This is a genomic window from Variovorax sp. YR752, from assembly GCF_943372545.1.
Genome location: NZ_CALRZC010000012.1, coordinates 18,561 through 31,812 on the forward strand (window position 1 = coordinate 18,561; position 13,252 = coordinate 31,812).

Annotated in this window: 16 protein-coding genes; 11 read left to right on the top strand and 5 right to left on the bottom strand. The window is 67.3% G+C overall.

Annotation, left to right across the window (positions count from 1 at the left end):
• The first annotated feature begins 113 nt into the window (after window positions 1–113).
• The 8 genes from fliL (at window position 114) to AAG801_RS04535 (ending at window position 5,377) form a co-directional block, all read left to right on the top strand.
• Window positions 114–629 (top strand): flagellar basal body-associated protein FliL, encoded by a 516-nt coding sequence (fliL, locus tag AAG801_RS04500; RefSeq protein ID WP_341887357.1) that lies wholly within the window; start codon window positions 114–116, stop codon window positions 627–629.
• A 30-nt stretch (window positions 630–659) separates the two neighbouring features.
• Window positions 660–1,661: a flagellar motor switch protein FliM gene (fliM, locus tag AAG801_RS04505; RefSeq protein ID WP_341887358.1), complete on the top strand. Its 1,002-nt coding sequence runs from the start codon at window positions 660–662 to the stop codon at window positions 1,659–1,661.
• Window positions 1,654–2,082 (top strand): flagellar motor switch protein FliN, encoded by a 429-nt coding sequence (fliN, locus tag AAG801_RS04510; RefSeq protein ID WP_099792001.1) that lies wholly within the window; start codon window positions 1,654–1,656, stop codon window positions 2,080–2,082. Before fliM ends, fliN begins: the two co-directional genes overlap by 8 nt.
• On the top strand, window positions 2,079–2,570 hold the full coding sequence (gene fliO / locus AAG801_RS04515) for a flagellar biosynthetic protein FliO (RefSeq protein ID WP_341887359.1): 492 nt from the start codon (window positions 2,079–2,081) through the stop codon (window positions 2,568–2,570). The genes fliN and fliO overlap by 4 nt, the downstream gene beginning before the upstream one ends.
• Complete coding sequence (fliP, locus tag AAG801_RS04520; protein WP_341887360.1) at window positions 2,567–3,325, top strand: flagellar type III secretion system pore protein FliP; 759 nt, start codon at window positions 2,567–2,569, stop codon at window positions 3,323–3,325. Before fliO ends, fliP begins: the two co-directional genes overlap by 4 nt.
• Window positions 3,322–3,591, top strand: coding sequence for a flagellar biosynthesis protein FliQ (fliQ, locus tag AAG801_RS04525; RefSeq protein ID WP_099792007.1), 270 nt, complete (start codon window positions 3,322–3,324; stop codon window positions 3,589–3,591). The genes fliP and fliQ overlap by 4 nt, the downstream gene beginning before the upstream one ends.
• Window positions 3,588–4,385 carry a flagellar biosynthetic protein FliR gene (gene fliR / locus AAG801_RS04530; protein WP_341887361.1) on the top strand — a complete coding sequence of 266 codons (798 nt, stop codon included), beginning with the start codon at window positions 3,588–3,590 and terminating at the stop codon, window positions 4,383–4,385. Before fliQ ends, fliR begins: the two co-directional genes overlap by 4 nt.
• A 110-nt stretch (window positions 4,386–4,495) precedes the next feature.
• Window positions 4,496–5,377 carry a hypothetical protein gene (locus tag AAG801_RS04535; RefSeq protein WP_341887362.1) on the top strand — a complete coding sequence of 294 codons (882 nt, stop codon included), beginning with the start codon at window positions 4,496–4,498 and terminating at the stop codon, window positions 5,375–5,377.
• A gap of 76 nt (window positions 5,378–5,453) precedes the next feature.
• On the opposite strand, the gene AAG801_RS04540 is transcribed toward AAG801_RS04535, so the two are convergent.
• From AAG801_RS04540 to AAG801_RS04550, 3 genes are all read right to left on the bottom strand, one after another.
• Window positions 5,454–5,825 (bottom strand): hypothetical protein, encoded by a 372-nt coding sequence (locus AAG801_RS04540; RefSeq protein WP_101489190.1) that lies wholly within the window; start codon window positions 5,823–5,825, stop codon window positions 5,454–5,456.
• 187 nt (window positions 5,826–6,012) lie between these two features.
• Entirely contained in the window at window positions 6,013–6,807 is a 795-nt protein-coding gene (locus tag AAG801_RS04545; protein WP_341887363.1) for a LytTR family DNA-binding domain-containing protein, read from the bottom strand.
• Entirely contained in the window at window positions 6,804–7,868 is a 1,065-nt protein-coding gene (locus AAG801_RS04550; RefSeq protein ID WP_341887364.1) for a histidine kinase, read from the bottom strand. Before AAG801_RS04550 ends, AAG801_RS04545 begins: the two co-directional genes overlap by 4 nt.
• Before the next feature lie 238 nt (window positions 7,869–8,106).
• Here AAG801_RS04550 and AAG801_RS04555 point away from each other — a divergent pair, with 238 nt between their 5' ends.
• From AAG801_RS04555 to kdsA, 3 genes are all read left to right on the top strand, one after another.
• Window positions 8,107–9,294 carry a homoserine O-acetyltransferase gene (locus tag AAG801_RS04555; RefSeq protein ID WP_341887365.1) on the top strand — a complete coding sequence of 396 codons (1,188 nt, stop codon included), beginning with the start codon at window positions 8,107–8,109 and terminating at the stop codon, window positions 9,292–9,294.
• An 80-nt stretch (window positions 9,295–9,374) separates the two neighbouring features.
• On the top strand, window positions 9,375–10,031 hold the full coding sequence (locus AAG801_RS04560) for a dihydrofolate reductase family protein (protein WP_341887366.1): 657 nt from the start codon (window positions 9,375–9,377) through the stop codon (window positions 10,029–10,031).
• A 98-nt stretch (window positions 10,032–10,129) separates the two neighbouring features.
• Window positions 10,130–10,981 (top strand): 3-deoxy-8-phosphooctulonate synthase, encoded by an 852-nt coding sequence (gene kdsA, locus AAG801_RS04565; RefSeq protein WP_341887367.1) that lies wholly within the window; start codon window positions 10,130–10,132, stop codon window positions 10,979–10,981.
• A 15-nt stretch (window positions 10,982–10,996) separates the two neighbouring features.
• On the opposite strand, the gene AAG801_RS04570 is transcribed toward kdsA, so the two are convergent.
• Window positions 10,997–11,890 (bottom strand): DMT family transporter, encoded by an 894-nt coding sequence (locus AAG801_RS04570; RefSeq protein WP_341887368.1) that lies wholly within the window; start codon window positions 11,888–11,890, stop codon window positions 10,997–10,999.
• 133 nt (window positions 11,891–12,023) lie between these two features.
• Window positions 12,024–13,235 (bottom strand): flagellar hook-associated protein FlgL, encoded by a 1,212-nt coding sequence (gene flgL / locus AAG801_RS04575; protein WP_341887369.1) that lies wholly within the window; start codon window positions 13,233–13,235, stop codon window positions 12,024–12,026.
• Between the last annotated feature and the right edge of the window lie 17 nt (window positions 13,236–13,252).

The following is a 13,252-nucleotide window of genomic DNA, read 5'->3' on the forward strand; positions in this document are numbered from 1 at the left end:
CCCCCTCCCGCCTCCCGCAATGAACGGATGTGAAGCGCCTTTGTGCGCTTGTTCGGCCGTTCGTTCGCAAGGGACTTCGCAAAGAATAGATCGGACCCGTCCACCGTTTCACCATGGCTACCTCTTCTCCCGCCGCCACCGCGGCTGCGTCGGTCGCGACCGACCCGCCGGCCTCGCGCCGCACCTCGAAACTGCTGATCGGATGCGTGGCCGCCCTCGGCCTGGCTGCGGCCGGCGCGGCCGCGTACGTCTTCGTGCTTCCCCGCTTCACCGAAAACACTGCCGCCGAAACGGCCAAGGCGCCAGTGCCCGAGAAGCCCATCTTCCTCATGCTGGAGCCGCTCACCGTCAACCTGCAGTCCGAAGGCCGCTCGCGCTTCCTGCAGATCGGCTTGGCGCTGAAGCTGCGCGACGAGCAGGCCAAGGCGCAGATCGTGGAGTTCATGCCCGAGCTGCGCAGCCGCCTGCTGGTGCTGCTGTCGAACCGCCCGCCCGAATCGCTGGTCACGTCGGAAGACAAGGCCCGGCTGGCCACGGAGATTCACAGCGCCCTGAACGCACCGCTGGCCGAGGGCCTGCCCGAGCTGGGCATTGCGAGCGTGTCCTTCAACTCCTTCGTCGTGCAGTGACGACGATGCCCGTTTGCGGACCCGCGATCCATGGCGTATGAACAGGTGCTCTCCCAGGACGAGGTCGATGCGCTGCTGCAGGGCGTCACCGGCGGCGACCTCGACCAGGCCGCCGCACCGGCATTGCCGCCCGACGGCCTGCCGGCCTACGACCTCGGCGCGCCCGACCGCGTGGTGCGCAACCGCATGCACACGCTGGAGGTCATCAACGACCGCTTTGCGCGCGGCCTGCGCAGCGCGCTGCTGAACTTCATGCGCCGCAGCCCCGACATCTCGGTCGGGCCGGTGCAGATCCAGCAGTTCGGCGAGTTCGTGCGGCACCTGCCGGTGCCCGCGAACATCAACATGATTCACATGAAGCCGCTGCGCGGCACCGCGCTCTTCGTGTTCGACCCGAAGCTCGTGTTTCTCGTGGTGGACAACCTGTTCGGCAGCGACGGGCGCTACCACGTGCGCGTGGAAGGGCGCGACTTCACGCGCACCGAGCAACGCATCATCAAGCGCCTGCTCGACCTGTCGCTGCAGTGCTACGGCGACGCGTGGCAGCCCGTGTTCCCGCTGGCCTTCGACTACGTGCGCGCCGAGATGCACGGCAAGCTCGCCAACATCGTCGCGCCCAACGAGGTCGTGATCAACACCACGCTGCAGATCGAGTTCGGCCCCATCGGCGGCTTTCTGCACGTGTGCCTGCCCTACTCGATGATCGAGCCGATTCGCGACCTGCTGTCCAACCCGATCCAGGACGAGGTCGAGGTCGACAAGCGCTGGGTCACGCAGATGTCGCGCCAGATGCAGGCCGCCGACGTCGAGCTCACCGCCGACTTCGTGACCATGCCCTCGACGCTGGGCGACGTGATGAAGCTGCGCGTGGGCGACGTCATTCCCATCGAGCTGCCGGCGACGGTGGTCGCCAAGGTCGGCGGCGTGCCGGTGATGGCCTGCGGCTACGGCACCTCCAACGAGCGCTACGCCCTGCGCGTGCAACACATGATCTCCCACCAAGACAGCGATTCGAAGAACGACCATGACTGACAACACCTCTGCCGCCAGCGACGCGGACGACTGGGCCAGCGCACTGGCCGAGCAGACCGCGGCCAGCGCGCCCACGCCCGAACCGGCCGTGGCGCCGGCCACCGCGCACGTCTTCCAGCAGATCCAGGACGCACCCGCTGCGTCGTCCACCACGCCCGTGGACATCGCGCGCGTGCTCGACGTGCCGGTGCAGCTCACCGCCGAGATCGGCCGCACGCGCATCACCATCAAGAACCTGCTGCAGCTGTCGCAGGGCTCGGTGGTCGAGCTCGACGGCCTGGCCGGCCAGCCGCTGGACGTGCTGATCAACGGCTACCTCATTGCGCAGGGCGAGGTGGTGGTGGTGAACGAGAAGTACGGCATCCGCCTGACCGACATCGTCACGCCCTCCGAGCGCATGCAGAAGCTCGCGCGCGCATGAACCTGGTGTGGGTGTCTTCGCTGTTCGTGCGGGGAACCGCGCTGCTCGCACTGGGCCTGCACATGGCCCACGCCGCGCACGCGGCCTTGCCCACCGTGCCCACGCCGGTGCGCGAAGCCGCGCCGCCCTCCGCGGTCGGCGGGGCGGGCCTGCTGCAGGCGGGCTTCGGCATGGCGGCGGTCGTCGGCCTGATCTTCCTGTGCGCGTGGCTGGCGCGGCGCTTCGGCCTGCAGCGGCTGGGCGGCGGCCAGGTCGTGAAGGTGGTGTCCACCGCCATGGTCGGCCCGCGCGAGCGCGTGGTCGTGGTGGAAGTGGCCGGCCAGTGGCTGGTGCTCGGCGTCACCGGCAGCCAGGTCAACACGCTGCACACGCTGCCGGCCCAGGCAACGCCTGCGGCAGTCACACCCATGTCGCCACAGAACCCGATGGGCCTGTTCGCACAGAAGCTGCGCGATTCCCTCGCCGGCAAGACCCGCACCGCCCCATGACGCGCCCCGCCCTGCACCGCGGCCTGCGCACCGCCCTGCTGCTGCTCGTCGCCACGCTGCCCGCTGCCGCGTGGACGCAGGGGCTGCCCGGCCTCACGAGCACGCCCGGCCCCGGCGGCAGCCAGACCTGGTCGCTGAGCGTGCAGACGCTGGTGCTGCTGACCTCGCTCACCTTCCTGCCCGCGCTGCTGCTGTCGATGACCAGCTTCACGCGCATCCTCATCGTGCTGGGCCTGCTGCGCACCGCTATCGGCACGCAGACCTCGCCGCCCAACCAGATCCTGGTGGGGCTGTCGCTGTTCCTCACCTTCTTCGTGATGTCGCCGGTGTTCGACAAGGCCTACACCGAGGCCTACGTGCCGTTCTCCGAAAGCAAGCTCAGCGCCGAAAAAGCGCTGGAGCGCGGCATCGCGCCCTTCAAGACCTTCATGCTCAAGCAGACCCGCGAGACCGACCTGGCGCTGTTCGCGCGGCTCGCCAAGGTGCCCGAAATGCAGGGGCCCGAAGACGTGCCGCTGCGCATCCTGCTGCCGGCCTTCGTCATCAGCGAGCTGAAGACGGCGTTCCAGATCGGCTTCACCATCTTCATTCCCTTTCTCATCATCGACCTCGTGGTGGCGAGCGTGCTGATGTCGATGGGCATGATGATGGTGCCCCCCGCGTCGATCGCGCTGCCCTTCAAGCTCATGCTGTTCGTGCTCGCCGACGGCTGGCAGTTGCTCATCGGCGCGCTCTCGCAGAGCTTCTACTTATGACGCCCGAAGCCGTCATGACCATGGGCCACCGGGCCATGGAAATCTCGCTGCTGCTGGGCGCGCCGCTCTTGCTGGTGGCGCTGGTGATCGGCCTGGTTGTCAGCATCTTCCAGGCGGCCACGCAGATCAACGAAGCCACGCTGTCCTTCATTCCCAAGCTGCTCGCCGTGTTCGCGACGCTGGTCATCGCCGGGCCGTGGATGCTCGACCGCATGCTCGACTACATGCGCGCCCTGTTCGCCAGCATCCCGCAGATGCTGGCGTGACGCCCTCGGTTTTCTCCGTCACCTCGGGCCAGCTCGAGGCCTGGCTGGTGGCCTTCCTCTGGCCCTTCGTGCGCATGCTGGCCATGGTCTCCACGGCGCCGGTGTTCGGAGAACCCTGGGCGACGCGGCAGGTGAAGGTCGGCATCGCCGCCGTGCTGGCGCTGGTGATCTCGCCCACCATCGGGCCCCTGCCCGCAGTGCCCGTGGTGTCGGCGGGCGGCTTCTGGATTGTTGTGCAGCAAGTGCTGATCGGCGCCGCCATGGGCTTCTCGATGCGGCTCGTGTTCACCGCCGTGCTGGCCGCGGGCGAATACATCGGCCTGCAGATGGGCCTGTCGTTCGCGTCCTTTTTCGACCCCATGAGCCACGGCAGCACGATGGTGGTGTCGCGGCTGTTGAACATGCTGGCGATGCTCATCTTCATGGCGCTGGACGGCCACCTGCTCATGCTGGAAGCGCTGGCCGCGAGCTTTCACACGCTGCCCATCGCCGACGCGCCGCTGGCGGCCGGCGGCTGGATGTTTCTGGTGCTGGCGGGCGGCGACATCTTCGCGAGCGGCCTGCTGCTGGCGCTGCCGCTGATCACCGCGCTGCTCACGCTCAACCTCGCCATGGGCATCCTGAACCGCGCCTCGCCGCAGTTCAGCATCTTCGCGGTGGGATTTCCGCTGACGCTGCTGGCGGGGCTGGTGATGCTGCAGTTGCTGATGCCACACCTGGCGGCGTTTCTGGAGCCGCGGTTTGCGGAGTCGCTTTCGAACATGCTGCGGTTCACGCAGGGGCTGCGGCCTTGAGGGGTGGACATCTGCTTGCGGCCGTTCAGCGGTTTTGAAGAACAGCAGGGTCACTTGATGAAAAGCCACTCCCCCTGAGATCATTCCGGTCGCAACACGGAAGGTCGCGCATGTCACACCCTGTTTACCTGTCCAGCTCCTCCCTGCCCCGGATGCCGGAAGGCAGCCGCAACGAATGGCGCAGCTTCTTCGGCCATGGCGCCGAACTGGAGGCCAACGCGTTCTTCCCGATGTTCTGGCGCGCACTCTTCAGCACCAGCGACATCCGGCACGCGCGCTTCATCGACGAATACGACATCGATGACGAAGCCTCGGCCGTCGACCGCGAGGAATGCATGGACGATTTCGGCGCCGACGCGACCTATCCCTACCTCGTCATTGACAAGGCCGCAGCGGTTGCGCGGTTGACGACACGGCGTGAAGCGATCCTCGGCGCCATTGGAGAACGCTACCGGCCGATCTACGCGTCCTTTGAAGCACTGATTGCGCAGCACTTTGGGGACTACCTCCTGCTGCGCACCTCTGGCTTGCCAGATGCGGCCGACGCCGAGCCATGGCTGCGCGCCGATCTTGAGGACATCGACGGTCTCCACGACAGCAAGGCGCTCGACAGCCTGATGTCGGATCTTGCAAGGCACGATGTGGACCCGGCCTGGACCTTGAGCGGCATCGCTTCATCCAGCGATGGCGCCTGGCCCACGCCGGCGTTGCGAGAACACTTTCCCGACCCGCGACAAAAAAGCAAGGCCCGCAGACCGCCGACAACACAGCAGATCGACGCACACGATCGCGCGGTCGCGGAACCCAAGGTGCACGCTGCCAAGAGCTGGCTCGACCCCGCCCTGGAATGGCTGGGCGCCTTCGTGGCTGCGGGTGCGGCCTTGGGCGCCTATTACTTCACCCAATCCACCTGGCTGGCCGTGCTGTCATTCTTGTGCGTCGCCGTGGCATTGGGCTTTGGCATCGCGAAATTGCGCGCCCCGAGGCGCTGACCATGCAGGCAGCAGGCCGTCGGTTTCGCGATGCGAACTTGCGCGTCGATCCACTCACGGACAGCCGTTGCCGGCATCAGTCACGCTCTTCGTAGTAGCGTTGGTGCTGCTCACGCTCCCATTGGCGGCGACGCCATTCACGACGCTCCGCGCGGCGCTCTTCCCAGCGTTGCGCGCGACGCTCCTCCCAACGAGATCCAGGCTCGTAGTAGACAGGTGCCGGCACGGAGTAGACCGGCTGGGCAGGCTGGTAGTAGGTCGGGGCCGGCCTCGAGTAGACCGGCGCCGGCTCGTAATAGACCGGTGCGGGCTCGCTCACGACCACGCCGGGCAAGTTGACGCCAATGGACCAACTGGTGGCCGCGTTGGCCGATGCGGCGGTGAACAAGGCGCCGGCAGCCACGAGACCTGCGGCACCCAGCTTGAGAGCGGTTCGGGAAAAAGTCATTTCATCTCCAGGAGGGCAAGAAATCGCCCTGATGCATCACCAACGCCCGGCCTTGCGGCACCGCGTACATCGCCACGGTGAAGAACGTTCCCAAATGTCACATTCCCAACTGGCCGGGCGGGGGCCGGCAGCCCCCTGCGTGCAGGCGGTCGGCACCACGTCCGGCAACGCGGCCGTCGGGCTGCCACTACATGGCGCGAAACAGGTGCCCGAACGCACGGCTGACCTTGAGCGTTCGCTGCAGGCCCCGCACAGACAGGCTGTAGCGCCCGTTCTCGTCGCGGGTGGCGCTTTCGATGCAGTGGGTGTTGACGAGCACGCCGCGATGCACCTGCGTGAAGTCGGCGGCGTCGATGCGCGACACCAGATCGCGCAGGCTCATGCGCACCAGCGCCTCACCCTGGGCCGTGACGACATTCACGTACTTCTCGGCGGTTTCCAGACAGATCACCTCCGAGACCGGAATCATCCGCACGGTGTTGCCGACGCCGGCGCGGATGACCTTGATCTTTTCAGGCGCGTCGGCCGGGTCGGTGATCGACTGAACGCGCTGCATCAGGGCCGCCATGCCACCGGCCGCCGGTGTTCGCGCGCGCTCGTGCAACCGTTGCTTCAGACGTTGCACGCAGACCTGCAGGCGTTCGAGCGTCGCCGGCTTGAGCATGTAGTCCATCGCCGCATGCTCGAACGCCGAGATCGCGAAATTGTCGTACGCGGTGATGAAGACGAAGAGCGGTTCGGCCTGATCGTCGGGCCACTCGTCCGCGACGGCCTCGGCGACTTCCAGGCCGGTTTTGCCCGGCATCTTGATGTCCAGGAACATCACATCGGGCGCCAGGGTCTGGGCCAGCTCGATCGCCTTCAGGCCGTCTTCGGCGACGCCCGCAATCTCCAAATCGGGCCAGGCTTCGAACAGCAACCGCTGCAGTGTTCTCGACAGCACCGGTTCATCTTCGGCAATCACGGCACGCCACGCGTTCACGATGGAATCCTCACGACGGCGCGAACGCCGCATGGCGATCGCGCTTGCAAAGTCAGGGACGCGCGCACGCCATAGAGGGCCTGGAGGCGGTCACGCACATTCTTCAGTCCGGAGCCGCAGACCTCGCCGGCCTGGTCATCACTCGAAGCGAGATGGTGCGGCGACAGGCCCAGGCCGGAATCGTCCACCGCGACCTCGATGCCCCCTTCGATCGCCCGCGCCAGCACGTCGATGCTTCCTGCGCCCAACTTCGGTTCCAGGCCGTGCCGGATGGCGTTCTCGACCAGCGGCTGCAACAGCATCGGCGGGACGGCGATTCGCGCCAGTTCGGCGGGCAGGTCGAGCCGGTAGGCCAGCCTGGGCCCCATGCGCAAGGACATGATGTCGAGGTACGCCCTCAGCTGGGCGAACTCCGACTGCAGCGTCGTCACTTCGTCGCGTGACGCTGCATGCGTGCTGCGCAGGTAGACGATCAGCTGGTCGATCATGCGCTCGGCCTGTCGCGGGTCTTCGCTGACGAGCGAGCGCAGGTTCGCCAGCGTGTTGAACAGCATGTGGGGTTCGAGTTGCGCGCGCAGCAGCCGCAGTTCCGATTCGGTGGCGAGGCGCTGGGCGTCGGACCGGGCGATCGCCTCCTTGGCAAGCTGGTCACGCGTCGCAGCAACGTAGAGGACGAACACGGCCAGCACCAGGCCGAATGCGAACGCCACCATGTAGTCGCTTTCATGCCCCACGACGCGGCCGATCGGTTCGCCCAGGATCAGGAGCGCGACCAGGTGGCCCCCGAAGTACCCCGTCGGGATGGCGATCGCGCCGGTCAGAAGCCAACGGGGCAGCGCCTGCATTCGCCGCAGCCATCTAGAGCGGCCCAGCACCGCGATGCACGCGATGAACACCATGCCGACGCATCCGACGAAGACGAACAGGCGCGCCGGCGTTCCGAGCGCAGGCGCGGCCCAGAAGAGCAGCCCGGTCGCGATCGCGCACAGCAGGAACGCGCCGGCCGTCAGCCGCGCTGCGCCAAGCCAGCGGGCGGGAAGGGAGGAGTCAACACGGATCACGGGCGGCAGTCGGCTGCATGCATCGCGGCACTGTAGAGGTTGGCAGGCCATGTCGCTACTGATCAGAGGCCCGTGGGGGCGAGTTTGTCCTCGAGCCGTCGTTTTAGTGGACCGAACGGCGACCGCTCGATGCCGCCTCACGACCGTTGGCACCCTCCGCCGGGCGTTTGGGCGCCAAACCGGATGCACGCCTGGCAGCGGCGGCCGACAGTGCGTGCCTCACCACTCGGGAGTCCCCATGCAACGATCTTCTTTTTCTCTTTCGAACACGCTGCTCTGCGCCGCGGCCGCCGTCTGTGCAGCCCTCGTCACGTCGAACGCACAGGCCTTCGACGGCATCGTGGAAAAGCAGGTGTTCACCCTGCCCGCCTACACGACCGTGAACGGCCAGGCCATCAAGGGCGTGCGCATCGGCTATGAGACCTATGGCCGCCTGAATGCGGCGCGAGACAACGTGATCCTCATCAATCACTTCATCACCGGCACCTCGCACGCCGCCGGGCGGTATGCGGCGAGCGACGCCGCGCCGGGTTACTGGGACACGATCATCGGCGCCGGCCTGCCGATCGACACCGATCGGTTCTTCGTCATCGCGACCGACGCGTTGAGCAACCCCAATCGCGCATCGGCCACCGTCGTCAGCACCGGCCCGGCCAGCATCGACGCCGCCACCGGCAAACCGTATGGCCCGCGCTTCCCGGTGCTGGCGGCGCGGGACACGGTGGAGGTGCAGAAGGCCCTGCTCGATTCGTTGGGCATTCGAACCCTCTACGCCGTGGCGGGCGCGTCGGCCGGCGCCTGGATGTCGGTGGAATGGGCCTCGGCCTACCCGGAGCGCGTGCAGCGCCTGGTGTCCATCGTGGGACCTGGCGTCGACAGCCCGGCCTACGCCATCGCCAAGATGAGCTCGTGGGGCGCGGCCGTGAAGCTGGACCCGAACTGGGCCAACGGCGACTACCACGGCAAGGCCGAGCCGCTGGCCGGCATGACACAGGCCATGCGGCTGGTCACGCTCGACGCGCTCAGCTTCGCCTGGGCCGACAAGGCCTTCGGCCAGAAGTGGGCCGACCCGGGCAAGAACCCCGGCGAAGCGGCCGCGAACCAGTTTGCGGTCGATGCCACCCTCGAGAAGATCGGCGAAGCGCGTGCCAAGGGCATGGACGCCAACAGCTGGCTGTACACGCTGAAGGCCTTGCAGCTGCCCAGCGCCAAACCAGACCGCATCAAGGCCAAGTCGCTGTTCGTGGGCATCAGCTCGGACCAGATCTTTCCGCCGGTCCTCTCGAAGCGCGCCGTGGAGATCCTCAAGGCGCAGGGCACGCCGGCTGAGTATGTCGAGATGAACAGTCCCAATGGCCATGCCGATGCACTGGGTGCCACCATCGGTCAGGCCGGGCCGGCGATTGCGTCGCTCCTGGCGAAGTAGGCATGCGGTGAGGGGCTGCGCCCCCCAATGGCGGGCGCGCCCAGCGCTAAACTGCGGCTCCGTTTTTCAGGAGACCCGCCATGACCCGATTGCTCGTGCGCAGCTTCGGCGTTTCGCTCGATGGCTTTGCTGCCGGCCCGGACCAGAGCCTGGCGCACCCGCTGGGTGTTCGCGGCCCGGAACTCATGGACTGGTTCTTTCCCACGCGCGTCTGGCAGCAGATGCAAAAGACGGGCGAGGCCAACGGCGAGACCGGCATCGACAACGAGATGGCCGAACAAGGCTTCGCCGAGATGGGGGCCTGGATCCTCGGTCGCAACATGTTCGGCCCGGTGCGCGGCCCCTGGCCCGATGAAAGCTGGAAAGGCTGGTGGGGTGACGAGCCCCCGTACCACGTGCCGGTCTTCGTGCTGACCCACCATGCCCGCGCGCCCCTGACGATGCAGGGCGGCACCACCTTCCACTTCGTCACCGGCGGCATCCACGAGGCGCTGGCGCAGGCAAAGGCGGCCGCCGGTGCGCGCGACGTGCGCGTGGGCGGCGGCGCGGCAACCGTGCGTGAGTACCTGAAGGCCGGGCTCATCGACGAACTTCACCTGGCCGTGCGACCGGTGCTGCTGGGAAAGGGCGAGCCGCTGTTCGCAGGCCTGGATCTGCCCGCACTGGGCTACCGCTGCGAACGGCAGGTCGCAGGCGAGCGCGCCACGCACATGTTCCTGCGCCGCAACGCGGCTTGACGCCAGCAAGGCAGCCCTCGCCCGCTCGATCGATCGACGGCTTCTGGCCAGATGCCGAACCGCGAGAATGCAGCCCACACCGTACAGAGGAGCTCGCCTTGACCACCGTCGCCATCACCCCCGCCATCCACGTCAGCAACAACAACGGCTTTGTCCTGTTTGGCGGCGTGAACGTCCTCGAGTCGAAGGACATGGCCCTGCGTGCTGCGGAAGAGTACGTCCGCGTCACGCAAAAGCTCGGCATCCCCTACGTCTTCAAGGCCAGCTTCGACAAGGCGAACCGCTCGTCGATCCACTCCTACCGCGGCCCCGGACTGGAAGAGGGCCTGAAGATCTTCGAGGCCGTCAAGGCGGCGTTCGGCGTGCCCGTTCTCACCGACGTGCACGAGCCATGGCAGGCGAAACCCGTTGCCGAAGTGGTCGACGTTCTGCAGCTGCCTGCGTTCCTCGCCCGCCAGACCGACCTGGTCGTCGCGATGGCCCAGACAGGCAAGGTCATCAACGTCAAGAAGCCCCAGTTCCTGAGCCCGACGCAGGTGCTCAACATCGTGGAGAAGATCAAGGAGGCGGGCACCTCCCCCGTCATCCTGTGCGACCGCGGCACCTGTTTCGGCTACGACAACCTGGTGGTGGACATGCTCGGCTTCGGCACCATGAAGAAGGTCACGGGGAACCTGCCCGTCATCTTCGACGTGACGCATGCGCTGCAGCAACGCGAGGCGAACGCCGTCGCCTCTGGTGGGCGGCGCGAGCAAGTTGCCGAGCTGGCGCGTGCGGGTCTGGCGGTGGGCCTGGCGGGCCTCTTTCTCGAAGCGCATCCTGACCCGGCGCAGGCGAAATGCGACGGACCCAGCGCGCTGCCGCTGGACCAGCTGGAGCCGTTCCTCACGCAGTTGAAGGCGTTGGACGACCTGGTGAAGTCGTTCGCGCCGCTGAACATCCGCGCCTGAACGAGGCGCCGCGGTTCAGGCAGCCTTCCGCCTTTTCTGCGCAGACCTGGGTGCCTCGCTTCGCGCCAGCCACAGCCCGCTCGCGATGATCAACGCGCCGCCGCCCAGCGTCCATGCATCGGGTGCGGCCTGCCAGAACACCCAGTCCAGCACCAGCGCCCACGCGAGGGCGCTGTATTCGAAGGGCGCGATGGCCGCGGCCTGGCCGTGGCGGAAGGCCTCGGCGATGGCCAGCTGGCCCAGAAAGCCGCTGACGGCCAAGCCTGCCAGCACCCACGTGTGCTCGGCCTGGAGGGGCACCCATTGCGGTGCCGCCAGCAGGCTCCCGCCGAGCGCCATGCCCGCGGTGGTCCAGAAGACCAGCGCGGTGCTCGGTTCGGTGCGGCTGATGAGCCGGCCCAGCATGTTCGACAGCGCATAGCAGACGGCGGCCACCAGAATCGCCACGGCGCCCGTCGAGAGAAAGGCGCCCTGCTCGGGCCGCAATGCGATCACGACACCGGCGAAGCCCAGCCCGATGGCAATCCAGTGGCGCGGAAGAATCGACTCGCCCAGCAGCGGCACGGCGATGAGCACCATCAGCAGCGGCGCGATGAACGTGAGGGTGTAGGCCTCGGCCAGGCCCAGGGACTTCAAGCCGTGCACGAAGAGCACGAGCATCGTCATGTTCAGCGCGGTGCGCAGCAGGTGCAAAGGCCAACGCAGCCGGCGGTTGAAAACGCCGGCGGCCTCGCGCCGCCAGGCGATGTACAGGCACACCAACGGCAGCGCCGTGAGGCCGCGCAGCGCCATCACCTGCACCGGCGGGTAGTGCCCGGCCAGGTTCTTGAGCAGCGCGTCCATGCAGGCGAAGAAGGCGCAAGCCAACAGCATCGCGGCGATGCCGCGCAGGGTTCCGGTCGGGTGCATGGTGACGTTGTCTCGCGGCAGTGGCCGGCAGAGACGGGGCTTGTTCTTGACCGCCAAGCATAGGCCCTGCGAACGCCTGGTGCTGCATGGGCCACCGTCGTGACGCAAGTCACCACGGCGGCCCCTTCCACCCTTACAGGTAGTTGAAGAGCGAAATGCTGTTCAACCGCGCAAACGTCATCTGCGTCGCCTGCAGCGACGACTGCCGCTGATAGAAATCCGAGATCGCGGCGTACGGGTCGAGGTCCTCGATCGACGACAAATAACTTTCTTCCTGCAGCTTGTTCATCGCACCCGCACTGTCGAGCGCCTCGAGTTCGACCTGGCGCGAGCCCACCGACGACAGCACGGTGAGCACGTTGTCGTGCGCGTTCGTGACCTTCACGTTGGCGGTGCTCAAGGCGTTGCGCAATTGCGCCTGAGCCGCGGCGCCGCCGCCGTTGAGCGGTGCGCGCAGCGCGGTCACCAGCTCGCCCAGGGCCGCGAAGATGTCGGTGCCGGCGTTCTTCGCGGTCGACACGTCGAAGCTGTCGCCGTTGGCCGGCGTGCCGCTGATGGCAATCTGCACGCCACCGAACGAGATCGGGGTTCCGGCGGTGAACGTGCCGCTCGCGGCCACGACCGGCGGCGTGTCCTTGGTCATCACCGTGTAGTCGGTGCCGGTGAAGCGGATGGTGAAGTCCTTGCCGTAGTTCGGGGCCGTGGCGTCGGTGGTGCTCACCGCGCCAAACACGCCGGAGCCGGTGTTGGCGGGCGCGCCCGAGGCCACATAGCCCGCGCCGCCCTGCACCGTCTGGAAGATGCTGCGGCCGTCGTCCGAGGTCGACATCTGGCGCGCCACGTCGATCTGCATCAGCCGCTCGCCCTGGTCGCCCACGTACTGCACGCCACCGCCGTCGGCCATCACGAAGGGCGGGCTGCCGCTCTTGAAGCCGGCGAACAGGTACTGCCCATTGCCGTTGTCGCTGTTGGCCACGCCCACGAGCTGCTCCAGGCTGCTCTGGATCGCGGTGGCGAGCGAGCCGCGGTCGGCATCCGAGAGGCCACCACCGCCGGCCTGCACGACCAGCGTCTTCACGTGCTGCAGGATCGACGTCACGGAGTCGAGCGCGTTCTCTTCGGTCGACAGCGCCAGCGCCGCGCGTTGGCGGCTGGTGGCGAACTGGGCGCCCTCCGCCAGCGTCTGGCTCACGCCGAGTGCGCGCGCCGCGCCCACCGGGTCGTCGCCGGCCGACAAGAACTTGGAGTTGGTCGCCAGCTGCTGCTGGACCCTGAACAGCTTCTGCTGCTGCAGGCCCATCGACTGCAGGCTCTGTTCGAAGAAGGATTGGGTGCTGATGCGCATCGCGGGTCCTGAAATCT